Origin of the sequence: Burkholderia sp. AU16482 (genome assembly GCF_002223285.1) — a bacterium.
Classification (GTDB): domain Bacteria; phylum Pseudomonadota; class Gammaproteobacteria; order Burkholderiales; family Burkholderiaceae; genus Burkholderia; species Burkholderia semiarida.
Genome location: NZ_NKEY01000004.1, coordinates 83,707 through 107,876, shown reverse-complemented (window position 1 = coordinate 107,876; position 24,170 = coordinate 83,707). Strand labels below are relative to the sequence as shown.

20 protein-coding genes are annotated in these 24,170 nt (G+C 68.7%); 9 read left to right on the top strand and 11 right to left on the bottom strand.

The features are described 5' to 3' along the window. Window positions 1-79 precede the first annotated feature (79 nt). Window positions 80-625: an META domain-containing protein gene (locus CFB35_RS12080; RefSeq protein WP_060311997.1), complete on the bottom strand. Its 546-nt coding sequence runs from the start codon at window positions 623-625 to the stop codon at window positions 80-82. Between the two features lie 216 nt (window positions 626-841). On the opposite strand from CFB35_RS12080, the gene purT reads away from it, so the two are divergent. From purT to CFB35_RS12055, 4 genes are all read left to right on the top strand, one after another. Further along, window positions 842-2,056, top strand: a complete 1,215-nt coding sequence (gene purT, locus CFB35_RS12075; protein ID WP_089465025.1) for a formate-dependent phosphoribosylglycinamide formyltransferase — start codon at window positions 842-844, stop codon at window positions 2,054-2,056. Between the two features lie 18 nt (window positions 2,057-2,074). Further along, a complete protein-coding gene (locus tag CFB35_RS12070) occupies window positions 2,075-2,260 on the top strand; it encodes a DUF6726 family protein (RefSeq protein WP_006497052.1) in 186 nt (61 codons plus the stop codon). A gap of 93 nt (window positions 2,261-2,353) precedes the next feature. Continuing rightward, window positions 2,354-2,734 carry an MliC family protein gene (locus tag CFB35_RS12065; protein WP_060010282.1) on the top strand — a complete coding sequence of 127 codons (381 nt, stop codon included), beginning with the start codon at window positions 2,354-2,356 and terminating at the stop codon, window positions 2,732-2,734. A gap of 394 nt (window positions 2,735-3,128) precedes the next feature. Further along, the gene (locus CFB35_RS12055) at window positions 3,129-4,688 is read left to right on the top strand and encodes a DEAD/DEAH box helicase (protein ID WP_089465024.1); all 1,560 of its coding nucleotides are present in this window, start codon (window positions 3,129-3,131) and stop codon (window positions 4,686-4,688) included. Window positions 4,689-4,955: 267 nt separating this feature from the next. Here the strand turns inward: CFB35_RS12055 and gluQRS are convergent, their stop codons facing one another. Both gluQRS and CFB35_RS12045 read right to left on the bottom strand, forming a co-directional pair. After that, entirely contained in the window at window positions 4,956-5,852 is an 897-nt protein-coding gene (gene gluQRS / locus CFB35_RS12050; protein ID WP_059646495.1) for a tRNA glutamyl-Q(34) synthetase GluQRS, read from the bottom strand. Window positions 5,853-5,892: 40 nt separating this feature from the next. After that, window positions 5,893-6,747 carry a sulfurtransferase gene (locus tag CFB35_RS12045; protein WP_089465023.1) on the bottom strand — a complete coding sequence of 285 codons (855 nt, stop codon included), beginning with the start codon at window positions 6,745-6,747 and terminating at the stop codon, window positions 5,893-5,895. A gap of 215 nt (window positions 6,748-6,962) precedes the next feature. Between CFB35_RS12045 and dnaE the strand changes: the two genes are divergently transcribed. The 3 genes from dnaE to CFB35_RS12030 all read left to right on the top strand — a co-directional run bounded on the left by dnaE (window position 6,963) and on the right by CFB35_RS12030 (window position 13,221). After that, on the top strand, window positions 6,963-10,496 hold the full coding sequence (gene dnaE, locus CFB35_RS12040) for a DNA polymerase III subunit alpha (RefSeq protein WP_059583697.1): 3,534 nt from the start codon (window positions 6,963-6,965) through the stop codon (window positions 10,494-10,496). A 309-nt stretch (window positions 10,497-10,805) separates the two neighbouring features. Then, complete coding sequence (locus CFB35_RS12035) at window positions 10,806-11,891, top strand: glycosyltransferase family 9 protein (RefSeq protein ID WP_089465022.1); 1,086 nt, start codon at window positions 10,806-10,808, stop codon at window positions 11,889-11,891. 151 nt (window positions 11,892-12,042) lie between these two features. After that, window positions 12,043-13,221: a glycosyltransferase family 9 protein gene (locus CFB35_RS12030; protein WP_059583693.1), complete on the top strand. Its 1,179-nt coding sequence runs from the start codon at window positions 12,043-12,045 to the stop codon at window positions 13,219-13,221. Window positions 13,222-13,348: 127 nt separating this feature from the next. Here the strand turns inward: CFB35_RS12030 and CFB35_RS12025 are convergent, their stop codons facing one another. The 3 genes from CFB35_RS12025 to CFB35_RS12015 form a co-directional block, all read right to left on the bottom strand. Then, window positions 13,349-14,629, bottom strand: coding sequence for an O-antigen ligase (locus CFB35_RS12025; protein ID WP_089465021.1), 1,281 nt, complete (start codon window positions 14,627-14,629; stop codon window positions 13,349-13,351). A gap of 133 nt (window positions 14,630-14,762) precedes the next feature. Further along, window positions 14,763-15,605 carry a glycosyltransferase family 2 protein gene (locus tag CFB35_RS12020; RefSeq protein WP_089465020.1) on the bottom strand — a complete coding sequence of 281 codons (843 nt, stop codon included), beginning with the start codon at window positions 15,603-15,605 and terminating at the stop codon, window positions 14,763-14,765. 120 nt (window positions 15,606-15,725) lie between these two features. After that, entirely contained in the window at window positions 15,726-16,478 is a 753-nt protein-coding gene (locus CFB35_RS12015) for a glycosyltransferase family 2 protein (RefSeq protein ID WP_059583689.1), read from the bottom strand. Window positions 16,479-16,701: 223 nt separating this feature from the next. On the opposite strand from CFB35_RS12015, the gene msbA reads away from it, so the two are divergent. Next, a complete protein-coding gene (gene msbA / locus CFB35_RS12010) occupies window positions 16,702-18,453 on the top strand; it encodes a lipid A export permease/ATP-binding protein MsbA (protein ID WP_059583687.1) in 1,752 nt (583 codons plus the stop codon). 94 nt (window positions 18,454-18,547) lie between these two features. Further along, window positions 18,548-18,946: an RcnB family protein gene (locus tag CFB35_RS12005; protein WP_089465018.1), complete on the top strand. Its 399-nt coding sequence runs from the start codon at window positions 18,548-18,550 to the stop codon at window positions 18,944-18,946. An 80-nt stretch (window positions 18,947-19,026) separates the two neighbouring features. Here the strand turns inward: CFB35_RS12005 and CFB35_RS12000 are convergent, their stop codons facing one another. From CFB35_RS12000 to rng, 5 genes are all read right to left on the bottom strand, one after another. After that, the gene (locus CFB35_RS12000; protein WP_059583684.1) at window positions 19,027-19,593 is read right to left on the bottom strand and encodes an aromatic acid exporter family protein; all 567 of its coding nucleotides are present in this window, start codon (window positions 19,591-19,593) and stop codon (window positions 19,027-19,029) included. 41 nt (window positions 19,594-19,634) lie between these two features. Further along, window positions 19,635-20,894, bottom strand: a complete 1,260-nt coding sequence (locus CFB35_RS11995) for an MFS transporter (RefSeq protein WP_059583682.1) — start codon at window positions 20,892-20,894, stop codon at window positions 19,635-19,637. After that, entirely contained in the window at window positions 20,891-21,856 is a 966-nt protein-coding gene (locus CFB35_RS11990; protein WP_059583680.1) for a PRC-barrel domain-containing protein, read from the bottom strand. Before CFB35_RS11990 ends, CFB35_RS11995 begins: the two co-directional genes overlap by 4 nt. Before the next feature lie 383 nt (window positions 21,857-22,239). Beyond that, window positions 22,240-22,575 (bottom strand): YggL family protein, encoded by a 336-nt coding sequence (locus CFB35_RS11980; protein ID WP_059583676.1) that lies wholly within the window; start codon window positions 22,573-22,575, stop codon window positions 22,240-22,242. A 125-nt stretch (window positions 22,576-22,700) separates the two neighbouring features. Continuing rightward, window positions 22,701-24,170: a ribonuclease G gene (gene rng / locus CFB35_RS11975; RefSeq protein ID WP_059583675.1), complete on the bottom strand. Its 1,470-nt coding sequence runs from the start codon at window positions 24,168-24,170 to the stop codon at window positions 22,701-22,703.

The following is a 24,170-nucleotide window of genomic DNA, read 5'->3' as shown; positions in this document are numbered from 1 at the left end:
CCGCGCGACGCACGTGGGTGGCACATGCGCGTGGCGCGCCACGCGAAGGCGGTCGGTCGGCCTTCGCGCGCGCCGGGCGTCAGGGGCTCCGGTGCGTGAACGTCAGCGTCGCGCCGGCCTCCGTCACGATCTGCAATTGCTGCGGCGCGCGCATCTGCACGCCGGTCTTCGCGATGTGGGCGAGCGCGTCGAGGTACGCGGCTTCGAGCTGGCCGCCGAGCGTGTTCGGGCAGGCCATTCGCGTGCCGGCGAGCGGGCCGAAGCTCAGCACGCCATTCTTGATCGCATAGGTGCCCATGTAGCGGTTGCAGCCCGAGAACCCGCTTGCGCGCCGGATGCCCGAATCGGTCGACAGCGCGAGCTTGATCGGCTCGCCGTTGTCGCCGTGCGGGATCGCGCGTTGCGTGCCGTCGGCGTTCACCCAGCGGGTGAGCTCCCAGCTCGTGTCGTCGAGCAACTGGACGGCGGCGGGGTTGTACGGGTCGGGCGCGGGGGCGGCGGAATCGGGATGGGTCGGCATCGCGCAGGCGGCGAGAAGCGTGGCAAGCGTCAACGCGCAAAGCGGCGCGCGCAACGGACGAAACAGGCCGGTGCGTGCGCGTGCGGCCGCGGACAGGTGGGACATGAGCCTCGTTCCTCTTCGGATTCTGATCAAGGCGTAAGAGTAACGCACCCGCCCCGCGGCAGGCGAGCCGACACTTCGCGCGTGAAAACGTTCGCGGGCCGCCCACCGGCCTCGCACGACGACGCGCCGGCGCGGCCAAACCGCCCGAACCGGCCCGGATGCCCGTGTTAACATCGAAGCCGTTTTCGTCCTCCAACAGAACCAGCGGGAAATCACATGCAGATCGGTCAGCGGCTCGGTACGCCGCTTTCACCCTCGGCCACGCGCGTCATGCTGCTCGGCGCGGGCGAACTCGGCAAGGAAGTCATCATCGCGTTGCAGCGTCTCGGCGTCGAAGTCGTCGCGGTCGATCGCTATCGGGACGCACCGGGCCACCAGGTCGCGCATCGCGCGCACGTGATCGACATGACGGACCCGGCCGCGCTGCGGGCGGTCGTCGAGGCCGAGCGTCCGCACCTGATCGTCCCCGAGATCGAGGCGATCGCCACCGACGCGCTCGCGGCGATCGAGGCGGCCGGCCTCGCCGAGGTCATCCCGACCGCGCGCGCGACGCAGCTCACGATGAATCGCGAAGGGATCCGCCGGCTCGCGGCCGAGGAACTCGGCCTGCCGACCTCCCCGTATGCGTTCGCGGATTCGTTCGAAGCGTTCAGCGCGGCCGTCGCGAAGATCGGCATGCCGTGTGTCGTGAAGCCCGTGATGTCGTCGTCGGGCAAGGGGCAGTCGGTCGTGAAGACCGAGGCCGACGTGAAGCCGGCGTGGGACTACGCGATGGCCGGCGGGCGCGTGAACCATGGCCGCGTGATCGTCGAGGGCTTCGTCGATTTCGACTACGAGATCACGCAGCTGACCGTGCGCGCGATCGACCCCGCGACGCTCGACACGCGTACCTATTTCTGCGAGCCGGTCGGCCACGTCCAGGTGGCGGGCGACTATGTCGAATCGTGGCAGCCGCAGCCGATGAGCACGGCGGCGCTCGAGAAGTCGCGCGAGATCGCGCACAAGGTGACCGAGGCGCTCGGCGGGCGCGGGCTGTTCGGCGTCGAGCTGTTCGTGCGCGGCGACGACGTCTGGTTCTCCGAGGTGAGCCCGCGGCCGCACGATACGGGCCTCGTCACGCTGGCCTCGCAGCGCCAGTCGGAATTCGAGTTGCACGCGCGGGCGATTCTCGGGCTGCCGGTCGATCCGGCGCTCGGCACGCCGGCCGCGTCGGCGGTGATCTACGGCGGGCTCGACGAGCGCGGGATCGCGTTCGAAGGCGTGCGCGACGCGCTCGCGGTGCCGGGCGCGGACCTGCGCCTGTTCGGCAAGCCGGAAAGTTTCGCGAAGCGGCGCATGGGCGTCGCGCTGGCGACCGGCGCGACCGTCGACGAAGCCCGCGAACGCGCGAAGCGCGCTGCCGCGGCCGTGCGGCCCGTGTCGGCGCGCTGACGGAACGAGGAGCGGACGATGGCGTCGAGGTGGTTGCGTATCGGAAAGCTGGGCGCCGCGCTGGCGCTTGTCGCGAGTCTCGCCGGCTGCGGCCTGGCGGCCGCGCCGTGCCGCGTGGCGTCGGCGGGCCTCAAGATCGTGCCGCTCGTCGGCCATGTCGCCGCGGCGCCGACCGATGCGTGCGCGGATGTGATCGATCCCTGATTTCGGCCGCCGACGTGCCTTCCCGTCAACCGTATGGACAATCACCCCGCGCGCCGCGATGGCGCGTTTCCACCGTCTCGTGAGAGGACCTGCATGATTCGCTACACCCTCGCCGCGCTTGCGCTTGCCGGCGGTGCCGTTTCCGTCGCGCATGCCGCGCGATTGACCATCGAAGAGATCGACGCCGACACGCGCCAGCAGGTCGTCTACCAGTGCGCGAACCAGAAGCAGCCGGTGCGCGTGTCGTACTGGCTCGCGGGCAACGGCCAGAGCTTCGCGCTCGTGCCGGTCGACGGCAAGCGGTTGCTGTTCGTCGACACGGTGTCGGCGTCGGGCGCGCGCTACCAGGCCGGCCGCTATACGTGGTGGACGAAGGGCAAGGAAGCGACGCTGCGCGACGAGATCGCCGACCCGAAGTCGCCGCCGCTGCTGGGCGACTGCGTGCAGGTCGAGAAGAAAAAGAAGCAGGGCTGAGCGGCGGGCGCGGTTGCGGCACGCATTCGCGTATTCGCGCGTCGTGACGGCTGTCAGGCTGAAGGCCCGGTACGCGGATGGGCGGCGGACCGACTGGTACGAGGCTTCGGCATCGAACCCCCATTCTTGTTTACTGCCCGATACGGATAACCCGAGCGGGCGACCGCTCGCCAGCACGGGCGTGGGCAGTCCCGCCGCGCGAACGGCCGCCGCGGCCGTTCGCGGCGTTGTCGCGGACAGATTCCCGCACGGTGCTACAATACGGCCCTTTCCGCCGGCATTCGCGCCGAACGGAGTCCGCACGGCCTGGCGTCCAGCGTTCGCATTGAACCGGTCCCAAGCGCCAGAGCGGCGCCGCGCGGCGCGCCGCGGCTCCGTCTATTTCCGAATTGTGATGAGCGCAGGCCCGGCCGGCCTGACGCACGATGTCCCCGCCGCGCCTTTTGAGCGAAACGCCACCATGTCCGATTCTGTCGCCAAGCCCGTCGACGCAACCTTCGATCAATTCGGCCTTGCCGCCGATATCCTGAAAGCCATTGCGGAGCAGGGTTATACGACGCCGACGCCGATCCAGGCGCAGGCCATTCCGGTCGTGCTCGCCGGCCGCGACGTCATGGGCGCCGCGCAAACGGGCACCGGCAAGACCGCGAGCTTCTCGCTGCCGATCATCCAGCGCCTGCTGCCGCAGGCCAACACGAGCGCGTCGCCGGCGCGCCATCCCGTGCGTGCGCTGATCCTCACGCCAACCCGCGAACTCGCCGACCAGGTCGCCGCGAACGTCCACGCGTATGCGAAGCACACGCCGCTGCGCAGCGCGGTGGTGTTCGGCGGCGTCGACATGAACCCGCAATCGGCCGAACTGCGTCGCGGCGTCGAGATCCTGATCGCGACGCCGGGCCGCCTGCTCGATCACGTGCAGCAGAAGACGGCGAACCTCGGCCAGGTGCAGATCCTCGTGCTCGACGAAGCCGACCGGATGCTCGACATGGGCTTCCTGCCCGATCTGCAGCGCATCCTGAACCTGCTGCCGAAGGAGCGTCAGACGCTGCTGTTCTCGGCCACCTTCTCGGGCGAAATCAAGAAGCTCGCGTCGACCTACCTGCGCAATCCGCAAACGATCGAGGTCGCGCGCAGCAACTCGACGAACGCGAACGTCACGCAGATCGTCTACGACGTCGCCGAAGGCGACAAGCAGGCGGCCGTCGTGCAGTTGCTGCGCGATCGCGGCCTCAAGCAGGTGATCGTGTTCTGCAACAGCAAGATCGGCGCGAGCCGCCTCGCGCGCAATCTCGAGCGCGACGGCGTGGTCGCGTCGGCGATTCACGGCGACAAGACGCAGATCGAGCGGATGCAGGCGCTGGACGCGTTCAAGCGCGGCGAGATCGAGGCGCTGGTCGCGACCGACGTGGCCGCGCGCGGCCTCGACATCGCCGAGCTGCCGGCCGTGATCAACTTCGACCTGCCGTTCAGCGCGGAAGACTACGTGCACCGGATCGGCCGTACCGGCCGCGCGGGTGCGACGGGCGACGCGCTGTCGCTGTGCAGCCCGAACGAGCGCAAGCAGCTCGCCGACATCGAGAAGCTGATCAAGCGTCCGCTCGAAGTGCAGACGCTCAAGCTCGACAAGCCGGCGCGCCATCGTCATGACGAACGTGGCGGCGAGCGCGGTGGTGAACGCACCAGCGAGCGCGGTGGCGAGCGGGGCGGCCGGCGCGACCGCGACGAGCATCGCGGCGCATCGGCTCGCCGGTCGGGCAGCGCCGAGCGCGGCGGCCATCATCGCCGCCACGAAGCGCCGGTCGACGACTTCTTCCTGAAGCCGTACGAGCCGCAGGCGTCGGCGAAGCAGCCCGACGACGCGCAGCCCGCGCAGCAGCCCGAGAAGAAAGGGCCGAAGCGGCAGGTCGCCGCGCTGCTCGGCGGATTCGGGATGCCGCGCAAGCCGTCGGCGTAAGCCGGGCGGAGCGGCGGGGGCGGCGCGTGAGCGCTGCCGGCAAGCGGGCACATGCGACGAGCATGTGCCCGTTTTTCATTGGGTGACGCGATCGGGGCGGGGTGGCGTGCGAGGCGCGGCTATTGCTTGCCGCGCGGGGCGGATCTTTTGATGCCGTGTCGTCGCCAGGCGTGACGGTCATGCTTCCGTCACGTCGTCACGCGATCGGATTAGCGGCCGACGGACGCACGAGCGTAGTCGGGCACGCGCCGGTGTCCCGCAGGCGACTCAACCCGCGCGCGGGCCGAAGCGACGCGCCCACGCATCGGTCGCGGCCGCGTAGAAGGACGCCATCGTATTGCCCGGTAGATCGCCATCGTCCGCCAAACCGAGATGCGCGGCCGCGGCCCGCAGCGCCGGAAGCGGATCGTTGCGTTCGAGCGCCGTCGCGCCCGTTTGCTTGCTGAGCTTTTCGCCGTTCGCATCGACCACGACGGGCACGTGCAGATACGCGGGAGTCGGCACGCCGAGGCAGCGCTGCAGGTAGATCTGGCGCGCGGTCGAATCGAGCAGGTCGGCGCCGCGCACGACATGCGTGATACCGGCATCGGCATCGTCGACGACGACCGCGAGTTGATACGCCCATTGGCCGTCCGCCCGTTTGAGCACGAAATCGCCGACTTCGGTCGCGAGGTTCTGCGCTTGCGTGTGCTGCCAGCGATCGTCGAACGTGACGAGCGCGTCGCTGCCGTCCGGCACGCGCAGCCGCCATGCGCGCGCGGGCTTGCCGTGCAGGCCGGTGCGGCAGGTGCCCGGATAGGCGAGCGTCGTGTGGCGTTCGTGGGCCGCGCGCAGCGAATCGGCGATCTCCTTGCGCGTGCAGCCGCACGGATAGACGAGCCCCGCCGCGACGAGCCGCTCGAGCGCGGCCGTGTAGGCCGCATCGCGCGTGCTCTGCCAGACGGGCGGCGCGTCGGGCGTCATGCCGAAATGGGCGAGCGTCGCGAGGATGTCGTCGGCCGCGCCGGGCACCGTGCGCGGGCCGTCGAGATCCTCGATGCGCACGAGCCACGTGCCGCCGTGCGCGCGCGCGTCGAGCCAGCTCGCGAGCGCGCCGACCAGCGAGCCGAAGTGCAGCGGGCCGGTGGGCGACGGCGCGAAGCGGCCGCGATAGCCGTGATTCATCGGCGGGGCGCGACGAGACGTGGCGAGGCGAGGCGCGCCGTTACGCGGCGCTGGCTGCCTGCACGCAGGCCGGGCACGACTTGCCGGGCACGTAGCTCGGCGACTGTTGCGCTTGCGGCGTGACGACCGCGCGGCACGCGAAGCACGTGACGTTCGCGGTGGGCTGGAGCTGCGGATTCAGCGCGGTGCGGTAGTCGAACACGAAGCAGTCGCCGTGATAGTGCGCGCCGCCGACTTCCTCGAAGTACTTCAGGATCCCGCCTTCGAGCTGGTACACGTTCTCGATGCCGATTTCCTTCATGTGGATCGCGGCCTTCTCGCAGCGGATGCCGCCGGTGCAGAACGACACGACCGTCTTGCCTTCGAGGTCGGCGCGGTGCGCGTCGATCACTTCCGGGAATTCGCTGAACTTGTCGATCCGGTAGTCGAGCGCGTTGTCGAACGTGCCGACGTCGACTTCGAACGCGTTGCGCGTGTCGAGCATCACGACCGGGCGGCCCGTGTCGTCGTGGCCGCGGTCGAGCCACGCCTTGAGCGTGCGCGCGTCGACGAACGGCGCGCGGCCGAGTTCCGGCTTGATCGCGGGCTTCTTCATCGTGATGATCTCGCGCTTCAGGCGCACGAGCATGCGGCGAAACGGCTGCGAGTCGGACAGGCTTTCCTTGAACTGCAGCGTCGCGAACTTGCCTTCGAACAGCGGATCGTGGCGAATGTATGCGATGAATGCGTCGGTGGCTTCGCGCGTGCCGGCGATGAACAGGTTGATGCCTTCCGGCGCGAGCAGGATCGTGCCGCGCAGGCCCAGTTCGTTGCAGCGCGCGGTGACGAGCGGGCGCCATTGCTCGTTCGCGTCGAGCGATACGAAGTGGTAGGCGGCGAGGTTGACGATGGTCATGATGGTCCGACGGGAAAACGGCCGCACGCGGCCCGCAAAAAAGGGTGCGAAGCCGGGGCGTTGATTCGAAAAACCGTATTATCCCGCAAACGACGCCGGCATCGGTATCTGGCCGAACGGCCAGCCGCGCGACGCGTCGCCGCGTGCATCGGCCGAACGGCCAACGCGGGCATTTTTTGGGCAGCCCGCGCGGCGGGGCGGCTACAATAGCGCCCATGTCAGATCCTCGCTTCGTCCATCTTCGCGTTCACTCCGAATTCTCGATTGCCGACGGCATCGTGCGCATTGACGACATCGTCAAGGCGGCGGCCGCGGACGGCCAGGGCGCGCTCGCCCTCACCGATCTCGGCAATGCATTCGGCCTCGTCCGTTTCTACCAGGAAGCCCGCGGCAAGGGCATCAAGCCGATCGCCGGCTGCGACGTCTGGATCGCCAATCCGGACGACCGCGACAAGCCGTCGCGGCTGCTGCTGCTGGTCAAGGACAAGGTCGGTTACCTGAATCTCTGCGAGCTGCTGTCGAAGGCGTGGCTCACGAACCAGTACCGCGGCCGCGCGGAACTCGACGCGAGCTGGCTCGACGGCGAGCTCGCGCAGGGGCTGCTCGCGCTGTCGGGCGCGCAGCAGGGCGACATCGGGCTCGCGCTGGCCGCCGGCAACGAAGAAGCCGCGCGCCGTCACGCCGCGCGCTGGGCGAGCGTATTCCCGGGCGCTTTCTACATCGAGCTGCAGCGTTACGGCCAGCCGGGCGCCGAGGCGTACATCCAGCAGGCCGCGACGCTCGCCGCGTCGCTGAAGCTGCCGGTCGTTGCGACGCACCCGACGCAGTTCATGACCGACGACGATTTCACCGCGCACGAGGCGCGCGTGTGCATCTCGGAAGGCGACATCCTCGCGAACCCGCGGCGGCAGAAGCGTTTCACGACCGACCAGTATTTCCGCACGCAGGACGACATGGTCGCGCTGTTCGCCGACCTGCCGTCGGCGATCGCGAACACGGTCGAGATCGCGAAGCGCTGCAACCTGAAGCTCGAGCTCGGCAAGCCGAAACTGCCGCTGTTCCCGACGCCGGACGGCATGTCGCTCGACGACTACCTTGTCCAGCTGTCGAAGGAAGGGCTCGAGACCCGCCTCGCGCAGTTGTATCCGGTCGAAGCCGAGCGCGACGCGCAGCGCGACACGTACTACAAGCGCCTCGAATTCGAGTGCGGGACCATCACGAAGATGGGCTTCCCCGGCTACTTCCTGATCGTTGCGGACTTCATCAACTGGGCGAAGAACAACGGCGTGCCGGTAGGGCCGGGCCGCGGCTCGGGCGCCGGCTCGCTGGTCGCGTACGCGCTCGGCATCACCGACCTCGATCCGCTGCGCTACAACCTGCTGTTCGAGCGCTTCCTGAACCCGGAACGCGTGTCGATGCCCGACTTCGACATCGACTTCTGCCAGCACGGCCGCGATCGCGTGATCCAGTACGTGAAGGAGAAATACGGCGCGGACGCCGTGTCGCAGATCGCCACGTTCGGCACGATGGCCGCGAAGGCGGCCGTGCGCGACATCGGCCGCGTGCTCGACCTCGGCTACATGTTCACCGACGGTGTCGCGAAGCTGATTCCGTTCAAGCCCGGCAAGCACGTGACGATTGCCGACGCGATGAAGGAAGAGCCGCAACTGCAGGAGCGCTACGACCACGAGGACGAAGTCCATCAGTTGCTCGATCTCGCGCAGCGCGTCGAGGGCCTCACGCGTAACGTCGGGATGCATGCGGGCGGCGTGCTGATCGCGCCCGGCAAGCTGACCGATTTCTGCCCGCTGTACACGCAGGGCGACGACGGCGGCGTGGTCAGCCAGTACGACAAGGACGACGTCGAAGCCGTCGGCCTCGTGAAGTTCGACTTTCTGGGGCTCACGACGCTGACGATCCTCGACTGGGCCGAGCGCTACATCCGCCGCCTCGATCCGTCGAAGGCCGACTGGTCGCTCGCGCAGGTGCCGCTCGACGATCCGGCCTCGTTCCAGATCCTGAAGAAGGCCAACACGGTCGCGGTGTTCCAGCTGGAAAGCCGCGGGATGCAGGGCATGCTGAAGGATGCGCAGCCCGACCGCTTCGAGGACATCATCGCGCTCGTGTCGTTGTACCGTCCGGGCCCGATGGACCTGATCCCGAGCTTCTGCGCACGGAAGCACGGGCGCGAGAAGGTCGACTATCCGGATCCGCGCGTCGAACCCGTCCTGAAAGAGACCTACGGCATCATGGTCTATCAGGAGCAGGTGATGCAGATGGCGCAGATCATCGGCGGCTACTCGCTCGGCGGCGCCGACTTGCTGCGTCGCGCGATGGGCAAGAAGAAGCCCGAGGAGATGGCCAAGCATCGCGAGATCTTCGCCGAGGGTGCGGCGAAGAACGGCCTCACGCGCGAGAAGTCCGACGAGATCTTCGACTTGATGGAGAAGTTCGCGGGCTACGGCTTCAACAAGTCGCACGCGGCCGCGTATGCGCTGCTCGCGTATTACACCGCGTGGCTGAAGGCGCACCATCCGGCCGAATTCATGGCGGCCAACATGACGCTCGCGATGGACGACACCGACAAGGTGAAGATCCTGTTCGACGATTGCGTGTTGAACAACCTCGTCGTGCTGCCGCCGGACATCAACGCATCGCATTACCGGTTCGAGCCGGTCGCGGAAGCCGACGGCAAGCGCTCGCGCACGATCCGCTACGGCCTTGGCGCGGTGAAGGGCAGCGGCCAGAACGCGATCGAGGAAATCCTGCGGGCCCGCGAGGAAAAGGCGTTTACCGACCTGTTCGACTTCTGCGAACGGATCGACCGGCGCGTCGTCAACCGCCGCACGGTCGAGGCGCTGATCCGCGCCGGCGCGTTCGATTCGCTGAACCCGAACCGAGCGCAATTGATCGCGTCGGTGCCGCTCGCGATGGAAGCGGCCGACCAGGCCGAGGCGAACGCGATGCAGGCCGGCCTGTTCGACATGGGCGCCGAGTCGCCGCATGCGCACGCGCTCGTCGACGAACCCGCGTGGGACGACAAGCGCCGTCTGCAGGAAGAAAAGGGCGCGCTCGGTTTCTACCTGTCCGGCCACCTGTTCGACGCGTATCGCGACGAAGTGCGTCGCTTCGTGCGGCAGAAGGTCGGCGACTTGAAGGAAGGGCGTGACAAGCTCGTCGCCGGCATCATCGCGTCGCTGCGCACGCAGATGACGCAGCGCGGCAAGATGCTGATCGCGCTGCTCGACGACGGCTCGGGCCAATGCGAGATCACGATCTTCAACGAACAGTTCGAGGCGAACAAGGCGCTGTTCAAGGAAGACGAGCTGCTGATCGTGCAGGGGCAGGCGCGCAACGACGCGTTCACCGGCGGCATTCGCTTCACGGCCGATACCGTGATGGATCTCGAACGCGCGCGCAGCCGCTATGCGCAGGCCGTGCGGCTGACGATGAACGGCAACGCCGACGCGCTTGCGCTGCGCCGCGTGCTCGAGCCGCATGTGGCGAAGGACGAGCCGGCTGCCGCGAACGCGGTCGAAGCGCCCGCGCCGCGCGGCGGCGGACGCGATGGCGGTCGCCGCCCGCAGGCGCCGCTGCCGAACGGGCTGGCGGTGCAGATTCACTACAGCAATGCGCGCGCGCAAGGCGAAATGCGTCTGGGCGACGCATGGCGCGTGAAGCCGAGCGACGTGCTGCTGGCGGAGTTGCGAGCGGCGTTCGACGGCAGCGTCGTCGAAATCACGTACTGATCGCGTTCCACTTCGACGGCTGTCGCCTATGCACGGCCCGTCGCATCGCCATCGTGCGGTGCGGCGGGCCGTTTTGACGAGCGCGGGCAGGCGGGTCTTGGGCTGCCCATCCGGACGCTATACAATCCCGCGCTGACCGGATGAACTCGGCGCTTGCGCAGGTTTGCGCGGCGGCGAAGCCGGCAGCATGCGCGCAAACGGGGGCGAATTCACGCGCCGTGCGGCAGTGCGCGACAGGGCCGCTCTGGGCAGGATGCCGGGGCAGGGCTCGTCGCGACGATAAAAACTGATTGTCACCACCACAAGACCATGGCCAATGGGAACCCGATGCAGCGGATCCTCGTGATCCGGATTGATTTTCTGGGCGACATGCTATGCACGACGGCGTTTCTCCGCGCGCTGAAGGCGCGCTGGCCGGGCGCGGAGCTGCATGTGGTCGCGAACCGCTACAACGCGGCAGCGCTGGCCGGCAACCCGGACGTGCACGCCATCCACACCTACGTGTACAGCCGCCAGTGCGAGCGCAACGACCGTCCCGGACGGATGCGCGCATTCTTCGACCGGCTGCGCCTCGTGCGCCGTCTGCGCCGCTTGCGGTTCGACCTCGTGATCGTGCCGAACGGCGGCATGCACCGCAGCAGCATGCAGTTCGCGCGCCAGCTTCGCGCGAAGGATTGCCGCTGGCACGATGCCGAGACCGAATTCGACGATCGCAAGCCCGAGCATGTCGCGCAGCGGCCGATGTGCCACGAGGCGTTGTCGGGTTTTCGCCTGGTGCCCGAACTCGGCTGCGCCGATCTCGACCGTCTCGAGCTGTCGGTTCATCCCGACCGCGCGCTGCAGGAAGTGTGGCATCGCCTGCTCGGCGCGCGCACGAAGCCGCGCGTCGGGCTGTTCGTGTCGAACAAGGCGGTCGAGCGCCGCTGGCCCGCCGAGCGCTGGCGCGACCTCGGCGAGCGGCTCGCCCCCGTCGCGGATGTCATCGTGTTTCGCGATCCGGCCATCGGCCATGCTGCCGAAGGCGACCTGTGGCGCGACGTGAATGCACGGCATGTCGCGCCGGCCTCGGTCGCCGAGCTGGTGGCGGCCGCGAGCCTGCTCGATGCGATCGTCTCGGCCGACAGCGCGCCCGTCCACCTTGCGTCGGCGCTCGGCGTACCGGTGGCCGCCCTGTTCGAGGACCGTCCCGAGAAATACCTGCGCTGGCATCCGCTCGGTGTGCCGCACGTGGTCCTGCGCGCGGGCCCGACCGTCGATGCGATCGGCGTCGATGCAGTCGAGCGCGCGGTGCGCCACCTGCTGCCGCAGGCGAGCCACCGCGACGAAGCGCCGGCCGGCACGGCGCGCGCGCGGCCGGCCGCGCGCGCGCCTGCGACCGTGACGATCGCTTCGTAGCGCCCGGCGGGCCGTACCAGCCGCACATACTGCCATGCCCGGCTGCGCAGGGACGTATCGCGGCAGCCTGCACGACCGGTGTGCGGCGCCGCGCCGGCTGCTGCAAAATCCTGTACATTGCCAGCCTTGTTCAGCCAGCCAGACGATTGCCGTGGCCCTGTTTTCTTCCGCCCGTCCGCCCAGAACCATCCTCGTCGCCGCGCCTCGCCGTATCGGCGACGTACTGTTGACGACACCGCTCGTACGGTCGCTGAAGGCCCGCTGGCCGGACGCGCAGATCGACATGCTGGTGTTTCGCGGCACCGAGGGCGTGCTCGAGCACAATCCGGACGTGCGGCGCGTGATCGTCGTCGCGCAGCGCGCGGGATTGGGCGAGCGGCTGCGCGACGCACTGTCGATATGGCGTCGCTACGATCTCGCGTGCGCGGCGCTGAGTTCCGACCGGCCGCGTTTCTATAGCTGGTTCGCCGGCCGCAAGCGGGTCGGTCTCGTCGATCCGGATCGCGTCACGTGGCTCACGCGGATGATGCTGCACGGAATCGCGATCAATCACCACGAATCCGCGCATACGGTCGTCAGTACGCTGGCGCTCGCGCCGGTGATCGGCATCGAGCCGGTGTCCGAGGTCGTCGCGCCCGGCATCGGCGACGATCCCGCGCGGCGCGCGCGTTTCGACGCGTGCCTCGCCGAGTCGCCGGCGATCCGCGCCGGCAAGCCACTGGTCGTGCTGCATCCGTATCCGATGTTCCGTTACAAGCAATGGCGGCTCGACGGTTGGGTCGAAATGATCGGCTGGCTGCGCGAGCAGGGCTTCGCGGTGGCGTTGTCGGGCGGCCCGGCCGACCGCGAGCGCGAATATGCGGAGCAGGTCGCGACCGAGGCGGGCGGTGACGTGCTGAACCTGGTCGGCCGCCTGACGTTCGGCGAGAGCGCGGAACTCGTGCGGCGCGCGCGGCTCTTCATCGGCCCCGACACCGGCGCGACCCACGTCGCGGCCGCGACGGGCACCGACACGATCGCACTGTTCGGGCCGTCCGACCCCGTGCGCTGGGGGCCGTGGCCGCAGCACTGGCCCGCGACTGAGAATCCGTGGGCGCTGCGCGGCTCCGGCCGGCATGGGAACGTGTGGCTGTTGCAGGGGGACGGGGATTGCGTGCCGTGCCGGCACGAAGGCTGCGAGCGTCACGTCGACAGCCGCAGCGACTGCCTCGCCCATCTCGGCGCGCAGCGCGTGAAGGCTGCGGCGGCCGAGATGCTCGGGCTGACTCCGCCGGGCCCGGCCGACATCGTCGTCGACACGTCACGGCTGCGCCGCACCGGAACCGACTGAGGCGTGCCTTTTTTCGTTCGCGGACGGGTTGTTTCGCGAAGCGCCACGCGGCTCGCCCGCATCGATGGCGGATATCCGCTGCCGCCGGCGCTGGTCGGCAGGGCAGCGGAACGTATGCCGGCGTGCGTTACACGCTGCGTCGGATCGCCGACGTTTCGCGCGGCAGCGCTTCGCTGCGTTCGCCGCAGCCGAGCAGAATGCCGGCCAGCAGCACGATCAGGTGCCCTTCGGCGAAATCCAGCAGCAGCGAATTCGCGAGACTGCCGATCGCGAAGATCGCGAGCCACGCGAGCAGCAGGTGCCGCGAGCGCGGATCGAGCGCACGGCTGCCGCGCGCGATCTGCACGATCAGGTTGACGAACAGCAGCAGGCCGAGCGTGCCGAGCTGCACGGCCATCAGCAGATATTCGTTGTGCGGATTCGACGTGAGCTGGCCTTCGGCGGCCGTCTTGCCGGCCGTGAGCTTCTCGAATTCGGATTCGAGGCCGCCCGCGCCGTAGCCGATCACCGGGCGCTGGCGATACAGTTCGAGCCCCTTCTTGTACCACTCGAGGCGCAGCCCGGTCGACGTGGCTGCATCGCTCTGCCGATATTGCTGCACTTCCGTCACGACCTTCGTCAGACGGCCGTTGTGAACCGTGCATGCAGCGACCACGAGCGCGACGCCCGCCAATACGAGCACGCCGGCGGCGAGCCCCGCGCGCAGCGCGGACTGCCGGCGCAGCAACAGCACGAAACGCACCGCGACGACGAGGATCAGCAACAGCGCGATGACCTGCCCGGTGCGCCCCTGCAGCATCACGAACACGTTGACGAGCGCCAATGCCGCGACGAACGCATAGGCGGCGCGCGACAGCGTCGTGCGGGCCGCCAGCGCGAGATCGGCCGCCTGGTAGAAGAGCAGTGCGCCGAACATGCCGGCGGCGATGTGGTTCTTGAACACCCACGCGCGCGAAAGCGGCAACTGGGTCGCATACGCCGGCCCGATCGAGGTCAACCCGAGATAGTTGGTCGTCGACAGCAGCAGGACCACGCACAGCGTGCCGAACCAGCAGCGCCGCACGATCGGCGCCCAGTTCGAATGACGGAACGCGAGCACGGCGAATGGCAGCAGCAGCAGCTTGTCGTACTTCGCGACCCAGTTCCACGCCTTGTTGTGCGGCGCGACCGTATAGGCGACGCTCGCGGCCAGCGCGGCCAGGATCAGCAACGCCGCGAGCGAAGCCGGATCGGTGACGAACGAGCGCAGGTCACGCCAGAATTCGGGGGAGATCACGAGCGCGGCGGCGAACAGCCCGCAGAACACGTTGGTCAGCGCGGTCGAAACGGGCACCATGCACAGCGCGGCGACGGCGAATGCACGGGCGGCGGTCAGGCGCCGCGTGGCGGGAGTGGAAAACGAAAGCATTGGAACCTGTCGTATGGACGAATGCGGCTCGCGGACATCGCGCCCCGCGCCGCGTATCCCGGCGAGCGATCCGGGACGAACGGCGCAGTATACGCGAAGCACGACAGGTTTCCGCGCGGTTTTCGGGGTCCGATCAGCTGAACGCGCGCTTGATTCGCGAGCGCAACAGCGCGCGCTTGAGGCGACCTGCCACGACCGGCGTATCGAGCGCGATCTGCGTGCCGACCGGCTCGCCGCGATGCAGGTAATAGCGGTCGAACGTCGCCTGGGTCATGCCCCATTTGTTCAGGAACTGGCGACGGCCGTCGTTCTTGACGATCTTGCCGGTGCTCTTTTGCTGGAAGTGGTACACGAGGCTGTCGCCGACGCCGATGAAGATCCGGCAGCCCGCATCCCAGAATTTCATCGAGAAGTCGTTGTCGCTGCTCATGCCCGGCGACAACTCGCTGCTGTAGCCGCCGATGCGGTTCCACCAGTCGCGGTGCACGAGCGTCGGCGGCCACGTCGAGCCGAGCCAGTCCGCGCGCGCGAGCTTCGGCGTCGCGGCGATCAGGGCGGCGGCGTCGAACTGTTCGGCGTCGCGGCCGAAATTGCTGACGACGACGCACGGGTTGCGCGTGTCGACCGGCTCGATCATCGTGCCCGACAGCATGAACAGGTCGGTCGGCATCCGTTCGATGCGGCGCACGAGCGCCGTATCCCAGCCCGGGCAGCAGAACATGTCGTCGTTCATGTAGACGACGTAGTCGCGCGTGGCGCGCGCGGCGGCCAGGTTGACCGCATGGCAGATGCCGATGTTGGCCGGCGACGCGGTGTGCTCGATCCCTTCGTTGCGCACCCAGTCGAGCGTGCCGTCCGAGCCGTCGTTCACGTGCACGATGATCTGATGGTCGTACGCGGAGTGGCGACGCAGGCTGTCGACGACGAGCTTGAGGTACGGCAGGTTGTTCCAGGTCGGAATGATGATGGAGAACATGGCGGTCGGATTCGGTAGTCGTCGTGGCGGGCGGCGCGTGGCGCCGCCGGTCGGACGGGCACGCGCGGCGCGGGCAGGCCCGCATTGTAACGCCGGGCCGGCTGCATGCCAGGCGGGCGCTCAGCGGGCCCGTTCGTGGCCGAGCTTCAGGAAGCGGTAATACACGGTTTCAGCGTTGAACACGGCGATCATGAAACCGGCGCGGCCATCGAGGAAGCCGCGGCGCAGCACGTAGGTGCGCACGAACGCCCACGCGCCGCGGCCGAGCGCCTTGCCGAAGCCGCCGCGCTGGCCGGCCGCGCGGCGCTGGCGCGCGCCGGCCGTCGAATACGCGTCGAGCTTGCGCACGACCGTTTCGAAATCCTCGTACGAGTAGTGCATCAGCTTGCCGGCCAGGCGCTGTGCGGCGGTATCGAATACGAGGCGCTCGTGCACGAGATCGTCCGAGAACCGAGCGGCGCCGCGCCGGAACAGCCGCGGCACCCAGTCCGGATACCAGCCGCTGTGATGGATCCACTGGCCGCAGAAGCTGGACAGCCGGTCGAGCGCATAGACCTGCGCGGCCGGGGCGCGGATTGCGTCGCGGATCGACCGCGCGAGTTCCGGCGTGACGATTTCGTCGGTATCGAGCGACAGGATCCAGTCGGTGCCGAGCGCGTCGACCGCACGATTCTTCTGCGGGCCGAAGCCCGGCCAGTCGCGTTCGACGATCACGCGCGCGCCGTGCGCCTGCGCGATCGCGACGGTATCGTCGGTGCTGCCGCCGTCGATCACGACGACGTCGTCGGCGAACGACAGCGCATCGAGGCACTGCGCGAGCCGCGCGGATGCGTTGAGGGCGATGAGGGCGACGCCGAGGGTGGGTTCTGCCATGAAATCGTCGAAAAGGCGGAGAAAACGGTGAGCGGCAGTATACCCGCGCGCCGGCCGGCGGCCGCTGCGGCCACGGCCGTGCCGGCGGGGGCGGTACGGCTATAATGTTGGGCCTTTTTCGGCACCCGCCGGACGGGGCGAATCCCGGGCAGCCACGCTCCGGGCGCCGCGTCGCGGCTCAAGAAGGATCGCCTTGGAAACCCAGAACACTCTTCGCAAACCGATGGACGGCACCGGTACGTCGCCGATCACGGTTCTCAAACGCCTGTGGCCGTACATCCGGCCGCTCATCGGCATCGTGGTGCTCGCCGTGATGACGATGGGCGTCGTCGCGGCTACCGAGGCCGGGATTCCGGCGCTGCTCAAGCCGCTGCTCGACCACGGCTTCGGCGCGCACGGCAGCGACCGCGCGAAATGGTACGTGCCGATCGCGGTGATCGGCCTCGCGCTCGTGCGCGGCGTGTCGCAGTACACGTCCAACTATCTGCTCAACTACGTATCGAACCGCATCCTGCTGCAACTGCGGCTCGAGATGTTCCAGCGGATGATCCATACCGGCGCGTCGTTCTTCCAGCGCGAAACCGCGAGCACGGTGATCAACGCGATCGTGTTCGAGGTCAACCAGATCCTGTCGGTGCTGACGGGCGTGATGGTCACGCTCGTGCGCGATTCGCTGACGGTGATCTTCCTGCTGGGCTACCTGTTCTACCTGAACTGGCGGCTCACGCTGATCGTCGCGGTGATCCTGCCGGGCATCGGCTGGCTCGTCAGCAAGATCAATCGCCGGCTGCGTCGCCTGAACCGCGAACACCAGACGCTCACCAACGAACTGTCGTACATCGTCGAGGAGACCGTCGGCGGCTACAAGGTCGTCAAGGTGCACAACGGCGAAGCGTACGAGATGGACCGCTTCACGACGATGAGCAAGCGCCTGCGCGGCTACGCGATGCGCATGACGATCTCGGGCGGCCTTGCGCAGCCGCTCACGCAGTTTCTCGCGTCGATCGCGCTCGCGGTCGTGATCACGATCGCGGTCGTGCAGTCGTCGAACGACCAGACGACGGTCGGCGGGTTCGTCGCGTTCGTCACGTCGATGCTGCTCGTGATCTCGCCGCTCAAGCACCTGATCGACGTCAACCAGCCGCTGCAGCGCGGGATGACGGCCGCCGAGCTGATTTTCGGGCTGATCGACGAGCCGGCCGAGCCGCAGGGCGGCGGGCGGCCGCTGTCGCAGGCGCGCGGCGAGATCGAGTTCCGCGCCGTGTCGTTCGACTACGGCGCGGCCGAGCGGCCGACGCTCGACCGCATCTCGTTCAAGGTGGCGCCGGGCGAAATGATCGCGCTGGCCGGCCCGTCCGGCAGCGGCAAGACGACGCTCGTGAACCTGCTGCCGCGCTTCTTCGACCCGACGGGCGGCACGATCCTGGTCGACGGCGTGTCGGTATCCGACTACGACCTCCACGCACTGCGCAGCCAGATGGCGATGGTCAGCCAGGACGTAGTGCTGTTCAACGACACGATCGCCGCGAACGTCGCCTACGGGCAGACGCCCGACCGGGCGCGCGTGCAGGCCGCGCTCGAGGCCGCGAACCTCGCCGACGCGGTCGCCGCGATGCCCGACGGGCTCGACACGCTGGTCGGCGGCAACGGGATGCGGCTGTCCGGCGGCCAGCGCCAGCGGCTCGCGATTGCGCGCGCGATCTACAAGGACGCGCCGATCCTGATCCTCGACGAAGCGACGTCGGCGCTCGATTCCGAGTCGGAGCGCCACGTGCAGGCCGCGCTCGAACGGCTGATGGAAGGTCGTACGACGCTGGTGATCGCGCACCGGCTGTCGACGATCGAGCGCGCGGACCGCATCCTCGTGCTCGAGGCCGGCAAGATCGTCGAAGAGGGCAGCCACGACGAACTGCTGCGCCACGGCGGCCTCTACGCGCATCTGCACCGGATCCAGTATCAGCAGCAGGCGGCGTGACCCAGGGTCATGCGGCCACGCGATGCCGTGTGCTATCTTCATCGGGCAGTCCTGGTCGTTTCTTGTTCGACGTGACACCACGGAGGGAAGGGCAATGAAGAGGATGCACGGCATGATGCTGGCCGCACTGATCGCGGCGGGCTGCGCCGCGACGGCGGCGATGGCGCAGGATCACGGCAACCACGGCAACCACGGCGATCGCGATGACCGCGGCGGCCCCGGCATGCATCGCGGGCATGGTCCGAAACACGTGCCGCCCGGCCACGCGATGCATCGCGACGACGTACCGCCGCGCTGGGCCGACGGGCCGCGCCGCGACTGGCACAAGGGCGACCGGCTGCCGGACGAATTCCGCGATCGTCAGTACGTGGTCGACGACTGGCGCGGCTACCACCTGAGCGCGCCGCCGCGCGGCTATCACTGGGTCGGCGTCGGCGGCGACTACCTGCTCGTGCAGATCGGCTCGGGCATCGTGCTGCGGGTCGGTCCGTAACCACCCGGCCCGTCACCCGTCACCGTCACGCAGCGTTCCGATCGTTCATCCGGCTGCCGGGCGCGTCGCCCGGCGCCGCATCACCTTGCCGCCGCGCGGCCGAACCAGCGCCGCTCGATTCTCGACATCACCCAGCACACGCCGAGCGCGCACACCGTGCCGAGCGTCACTTCGCCGAGCCGGATCAGCGGAACGTCCCACAGCGGGCCGTTGCCCGGGAACAGCAGCACGATCGTCGCGGTCACGCCGCCGAGCCGTGCCGCGCTGCCGATGTTCAGGCACCAGCAGCAGACGATCACGACCGCGACCGTGATCGCGTACGCGACGAGGCGATCGCCGCCCAGCGCCGCACCGGCGAAACCGAGTACGCCGCCGACCATCGCGCCGATGAACTGGTCGCGCGACAGCGACATCGTGTCCGAGTAGTTGTGCTGCGTGACCGCGATCGCGGTGATCGCCGCCCATACGGCCTGCTCGGTATGCATCGCGCGGCCGATCGCATACGCAAGGCACGCGCCGCACACCGCCTGCAGCGCCATCAGTCCGCCTTGCGCGAGCCGCTCGCTGAATGACAGCCCCTTGAACAGATCGAAGATCGACTGCTGGATCTGCTGACGGGCTTCGTTGAGTGTCCTGATCGTATCCATCGTGCGTCGGTCAAGAAGCGGGTAGCGGCGGTGCGCCGCCGTCAATGCGCCTGTTCGGGCGACGCGGCCGCCGGTTCGTCGGCCGTCGCGTCGCCGTTCCCGACGCGCGTTTCGGGCATCACGAGCCACACCAGCAGCACCGCGAGCGCGCCGGCGGCCGCGAGCCCGAAGAAGCTGACCGCGTTGCCGAAGTGATCGGCGACGTAGCCGGCCACCGCGGTGCTGAGCGTCGCGCCGATCCCGGCCGCGAGCCCGAACAGCCCGATACACAGGTTGTAGCGGCCCTTGCCGCCCGCGACGTCGGCCGCGATCAGCGGCAGCATCACGCCGAACACGGCCGCGCTGATGCCGTCGAGCATCTGCACCGGCACGAGCAGGTACGGACTGCTGACGCCGGCGAACAGCAGCGCGCGCACCGGCAGCGCGGAGAAGCCGAGCAGCAGGATCGGCCGGCGCCCCCAGCGCTGCGCGGAGCGGCCGACCCATGGCGACAGCATCGCGACGATCGCCTGCGGCACGATGATGCACGCGGCGATCACGAGCTGCACGTTCTCGCCCATCCCGGCCGTGACTTCGCCGGCCGCGAGGTTCAGCATCGCGGCGTTCGACAGATGGAACAGCACGACGCAGGCCGCGAAGATCAGCATCCGGCGATCGCGCAGCAGTTCGAGCAGCGTTTCGCGCTCGCCGGCTTCGTCGACGTCGTCAGGCTTCGACGACTGCGGAATCACCTGGTGCGTCGGCTGGATCATCGCGAGCGCGAACAGCGCGGGCAGCGCCAGCACGGCGGTCAGCCAGAACACCGCGCGCGCGGAGAAGTATTCGCCGGTCAGCCCCATCAGGCCGGCCGCGACCGCGCTGCCGATCGACGCCCAGCGCGCGTTGCGGCCGAGCCGGTCGCCGAGGTCGGCGCGGCCGACGAGCGAGAACGAGATCGCCGCCATCGCCGGCACCAGCATGCAGCTGGCAAAACCGTGGAACACCTCGGCGGCGATCACCGGCACGATCGTCGGGCTCGACGCGAGCAGCACCGCGGACAGGATGATGGCCGCGATCGCCCACGCGGCCGCGCCTTTCTTGTTTTTCAGCGCATCGACGGCGGCGCCGCCCGGCACCTGGCTGACCATCGCGCTGATCGTGCCGATCGACAGCACCATGCCGATCTCGCCCTGCGTCCACTTGTGCGACGCGAGGTAGGACGCGATGAACGGACCGAACCCGGTTTGAACGTTTGCAACGAAAAAGTTGAGCCAGTCGAGGGCCCGGAGACTGCGAACGCTGACGGAATGCTTGATCGTCATCGGGTGGCACTCGCAGACGAAGCCGGCGCCGCCGGGGCAACGGGCGGGAAGACGGCGACGATCGGTTTGTCGGCCGCGTACGGCGGCGACGCCTTGATCTGCGCGTCGTTCAGGTCGAGTTGCGCGCGCAGCGCCTTGTCGCGCGTGACGAAGCGCAGCGCGCCCCAGCTCGCGGCGATCGAACGCCGGTCGGTATTGACGAGCCCGCCGAGGTCGAGCACGACGGCCTGCGGCTGGGCGCCGCGGTCGATCAGCACGTCGACGATCCGGCCGATCTTCGTGCCGTTCGGGCGCTCGACGTCGCTGTCGAGCATCGGCAGGCGCGTCGCCGGCGACGCCGCGGCCGAGCCGGACAGCGGCACGGCCTTCGGCCGCGCGGCCGGCGGCAGGTCGCCCGACGGCACGTCGAGCACGATCGGCTCCTGCTTGCCGCCCGGCGTGAAGCGGAACACGTTCCACGGGAAGATGACCTTGCGGTCGCCGATGCCCATGAAGCCCTGCAGATTGACGATCATCTCGCGCGGCTTGCCGCTCGCGTCGACCACCATGTCGACCGCGCGGCCGACCACCTTGCCGTTGCGGCGCGCGACCTCGCTGTCGAGCAGCGCATGGATCTGGGTACGGTCGAGCGGGCGCGTCGCGACGATCGGCGGGGGCGGAGGCGGCGGCGGGGTCGGCGATTCGGGGCGCTGCACGGGCTTCGGCCGAGCGACCTCGCGGTGCGGCTTCTTCGGCGCTTCCGGCGTCTCCGGTTGCGTCGGCGCGGGCACGGGCGGCATCGTCAGCGGCTCGCCGGCTGTCTCCTCGACCGGCTCGACGAGCGCCTCGCTGATCGGTGCGGGCGGGTTCTGGACCGGCAGCAGTCCGCAGCCGGACAGCAGCGCGGCGGCGGCGAGAATCAGGAAGACCGTCGACGACGGCAACGACTTGCGGGATGCGGGAAACGGGAGTCCGCCGCTCATTGACACTCACTCCATGGGTCGGGGGCGGCCCGAGGGCACGCGGCTGGCGATGGATGGCGGGTGCGGGCGGCGCACCACGCGAGGTGAGAGTTTAACGTGTCTTGCTTTCAGGTCCGATTTCGATGGCGGGTTGCAGGCCGGCCGTCGGGAAAAGGAAGGGATCGAAGGCCGGCCGGCGGTCCGGCGGCGGCGCCGGATCGTCGACAACGACGCGGGCGCCGCCGGTGCGTCGGCTCGGCGAGCCGAGCCGACGCCCGCGGACAGCGACTTCAGCGTCGCAACGCCCGCCGCGATCATGACCATTCGGAAAAGCGACGCCAGCGTGGCCGGCCGTCGTGGCGGGACGGCGCGAGCGCCGTCTTAAGCCGCGTGAAATCCCGAAATCAGGCGTCCGGATACCATGCGTCGGTGAATTCGCTGACCTTGACGTCGGTCAGTTCCGGGCGGGCGGCCAGCCACCCGCGCACGCGTTCGCGGTCGGCGTCGGTCGTCGTGCCGCGCGGCGCGCCGGAGATCACGTACGCGCCGATGCCTTCGTCCGCGGACGCGACGGTCAGCAGCCCGTTCGCTTCGACGAAGTCGATGAACGCATCGATCAACTGGCCGCGCTCGAGGTCGGTCATGTCGTTGCGGTAATGCGCGGTGGCGTTGAACGCGAGTTCCTGGAATTCGCCGATGTGGAGTTTCTTGCGTTGGCGGCGGTTGTGGCCTTGGCTCATGGTGTGTGGTGAATGCGAAAAGGGTCAATGAAAGGGCGGCGGCGGGGCCGGCGCGGCATGCGCGAACAGCCCGGACGCCGCATCGGGGCACCGCCCGGCAATGCTGGCGGCGGATGGGCGAAAGGTTACATCAGCACGATGTCGTACTGCTCCTGGCTCAGGTTCGATTCCACTTGCAGCGACACCGGCTTGCCGATGAAATCGATCAGCATCGCCAGATGCTGCGACTCCTCGTCGAGGAACAGGTCGATCACCTGCTGCGCGGCGATCACGCGGAACTCGCGCGGGTTGAACTGCCGCGATTCGCGCAGGATCTCGCGCAGGATGTCGTAGCACACGGTGCGCGACGTCTTCACCTGGCCCTTGCCCTGGCAGGTCGGGCACGGTTCGCACAGCACGTGCGCGAGCGATTCGCGCGTGCGCTTGCGCGTCATCTCGACGAGCCCGAGCTGCGAGAAGCCGTTGACCGTCACGCGGGTGCGGTCGCGCGACAGCGCCTTCTTCAGCTCGGACAGCACCGCGTCGCGATGCTCGGCGTTCTCCATGTCGATGAAGTCGATGATGATGATGCCGCCGAGGTTGCGCAGCCGCAGTTGCCGCGCGATCGTGTGCGCGGCCTCGAGGTTGGTCTTGAAGATCGTGTCGTCGAAGTTGCGCGCGCCGACGTAGCCGCCCGTGTTCACGTCGATCGTCGTCATCGCCTCCGTCTGGTCGATCATCAGGTAACCGCCCGACTTCAGGTCGACGCGGCGCGACAGCGCGCGCTGGATCTCCGTCTCGATGTTGTACAGATCGAAGAGCGGCCGCTCGCCCGTGTAGTGATGCAGCTTCGGGCTCACGGCTGGCGTGAACTCGCCCGCGAATTCCGCGAGACGCGTGTACGTCTCGCGCGAATCGACCTGGATGCGCGTCGTGTCGTCGTTCGCGAAATCGCGCAGCACGCGCTGCGCGAGATCGAGATCCTGGTACAGCAGGCTCGTCGCCGGCAGCCGCTGCGCTTGCGCGACGATCGTCGCCCACGTCTTGCGCAGGTACGTGACGTCGCCGGCCAGCTCCTCGGAGGTCGCATCCTCGGCGATCGTGCGTACGATGTAGCCGCCTTTCTCGTCCGGCGGGATCACGGCCGTCAGGCGCGCGCGCACGGCCTCGCGCTCGGCCTCGCTCTCGATCTTCTGCGAGATCCCGATGTGCGGTTCCTGTGGCAGATACACGAGCGTGCGGCCCGCGATGCTGACTTGCGTCGACAGCCGCGCGCCCTTCGTGCCGATCGGATCCTTGATCACCTGGACCATCAGTGTCTGGCCTTCGAACACGATCTTCTCGATCGGCTGGTGCGGCGCGCCCGACTGCGGCTCGCCGGCGAGGCGCGGATGCCAGATGTCGGCGACGTGCAGGAACGCCGCGCGCTCGAGGCCGATGTCGATGAACGCCGACTGCATGCCGGGCAGCACGCGCACGACCTTGCCCAGATAGATGTTGCCGACCCGCCCGCGCGACAGCGTGCGCTCGACGTGAAGCTCCTGCACCGCGCCTTGCTGGACGAGTGCGACCCGCGTTTCCTGGGGCGTGAGGTTGATCAGGATTTCTTCGTTCAT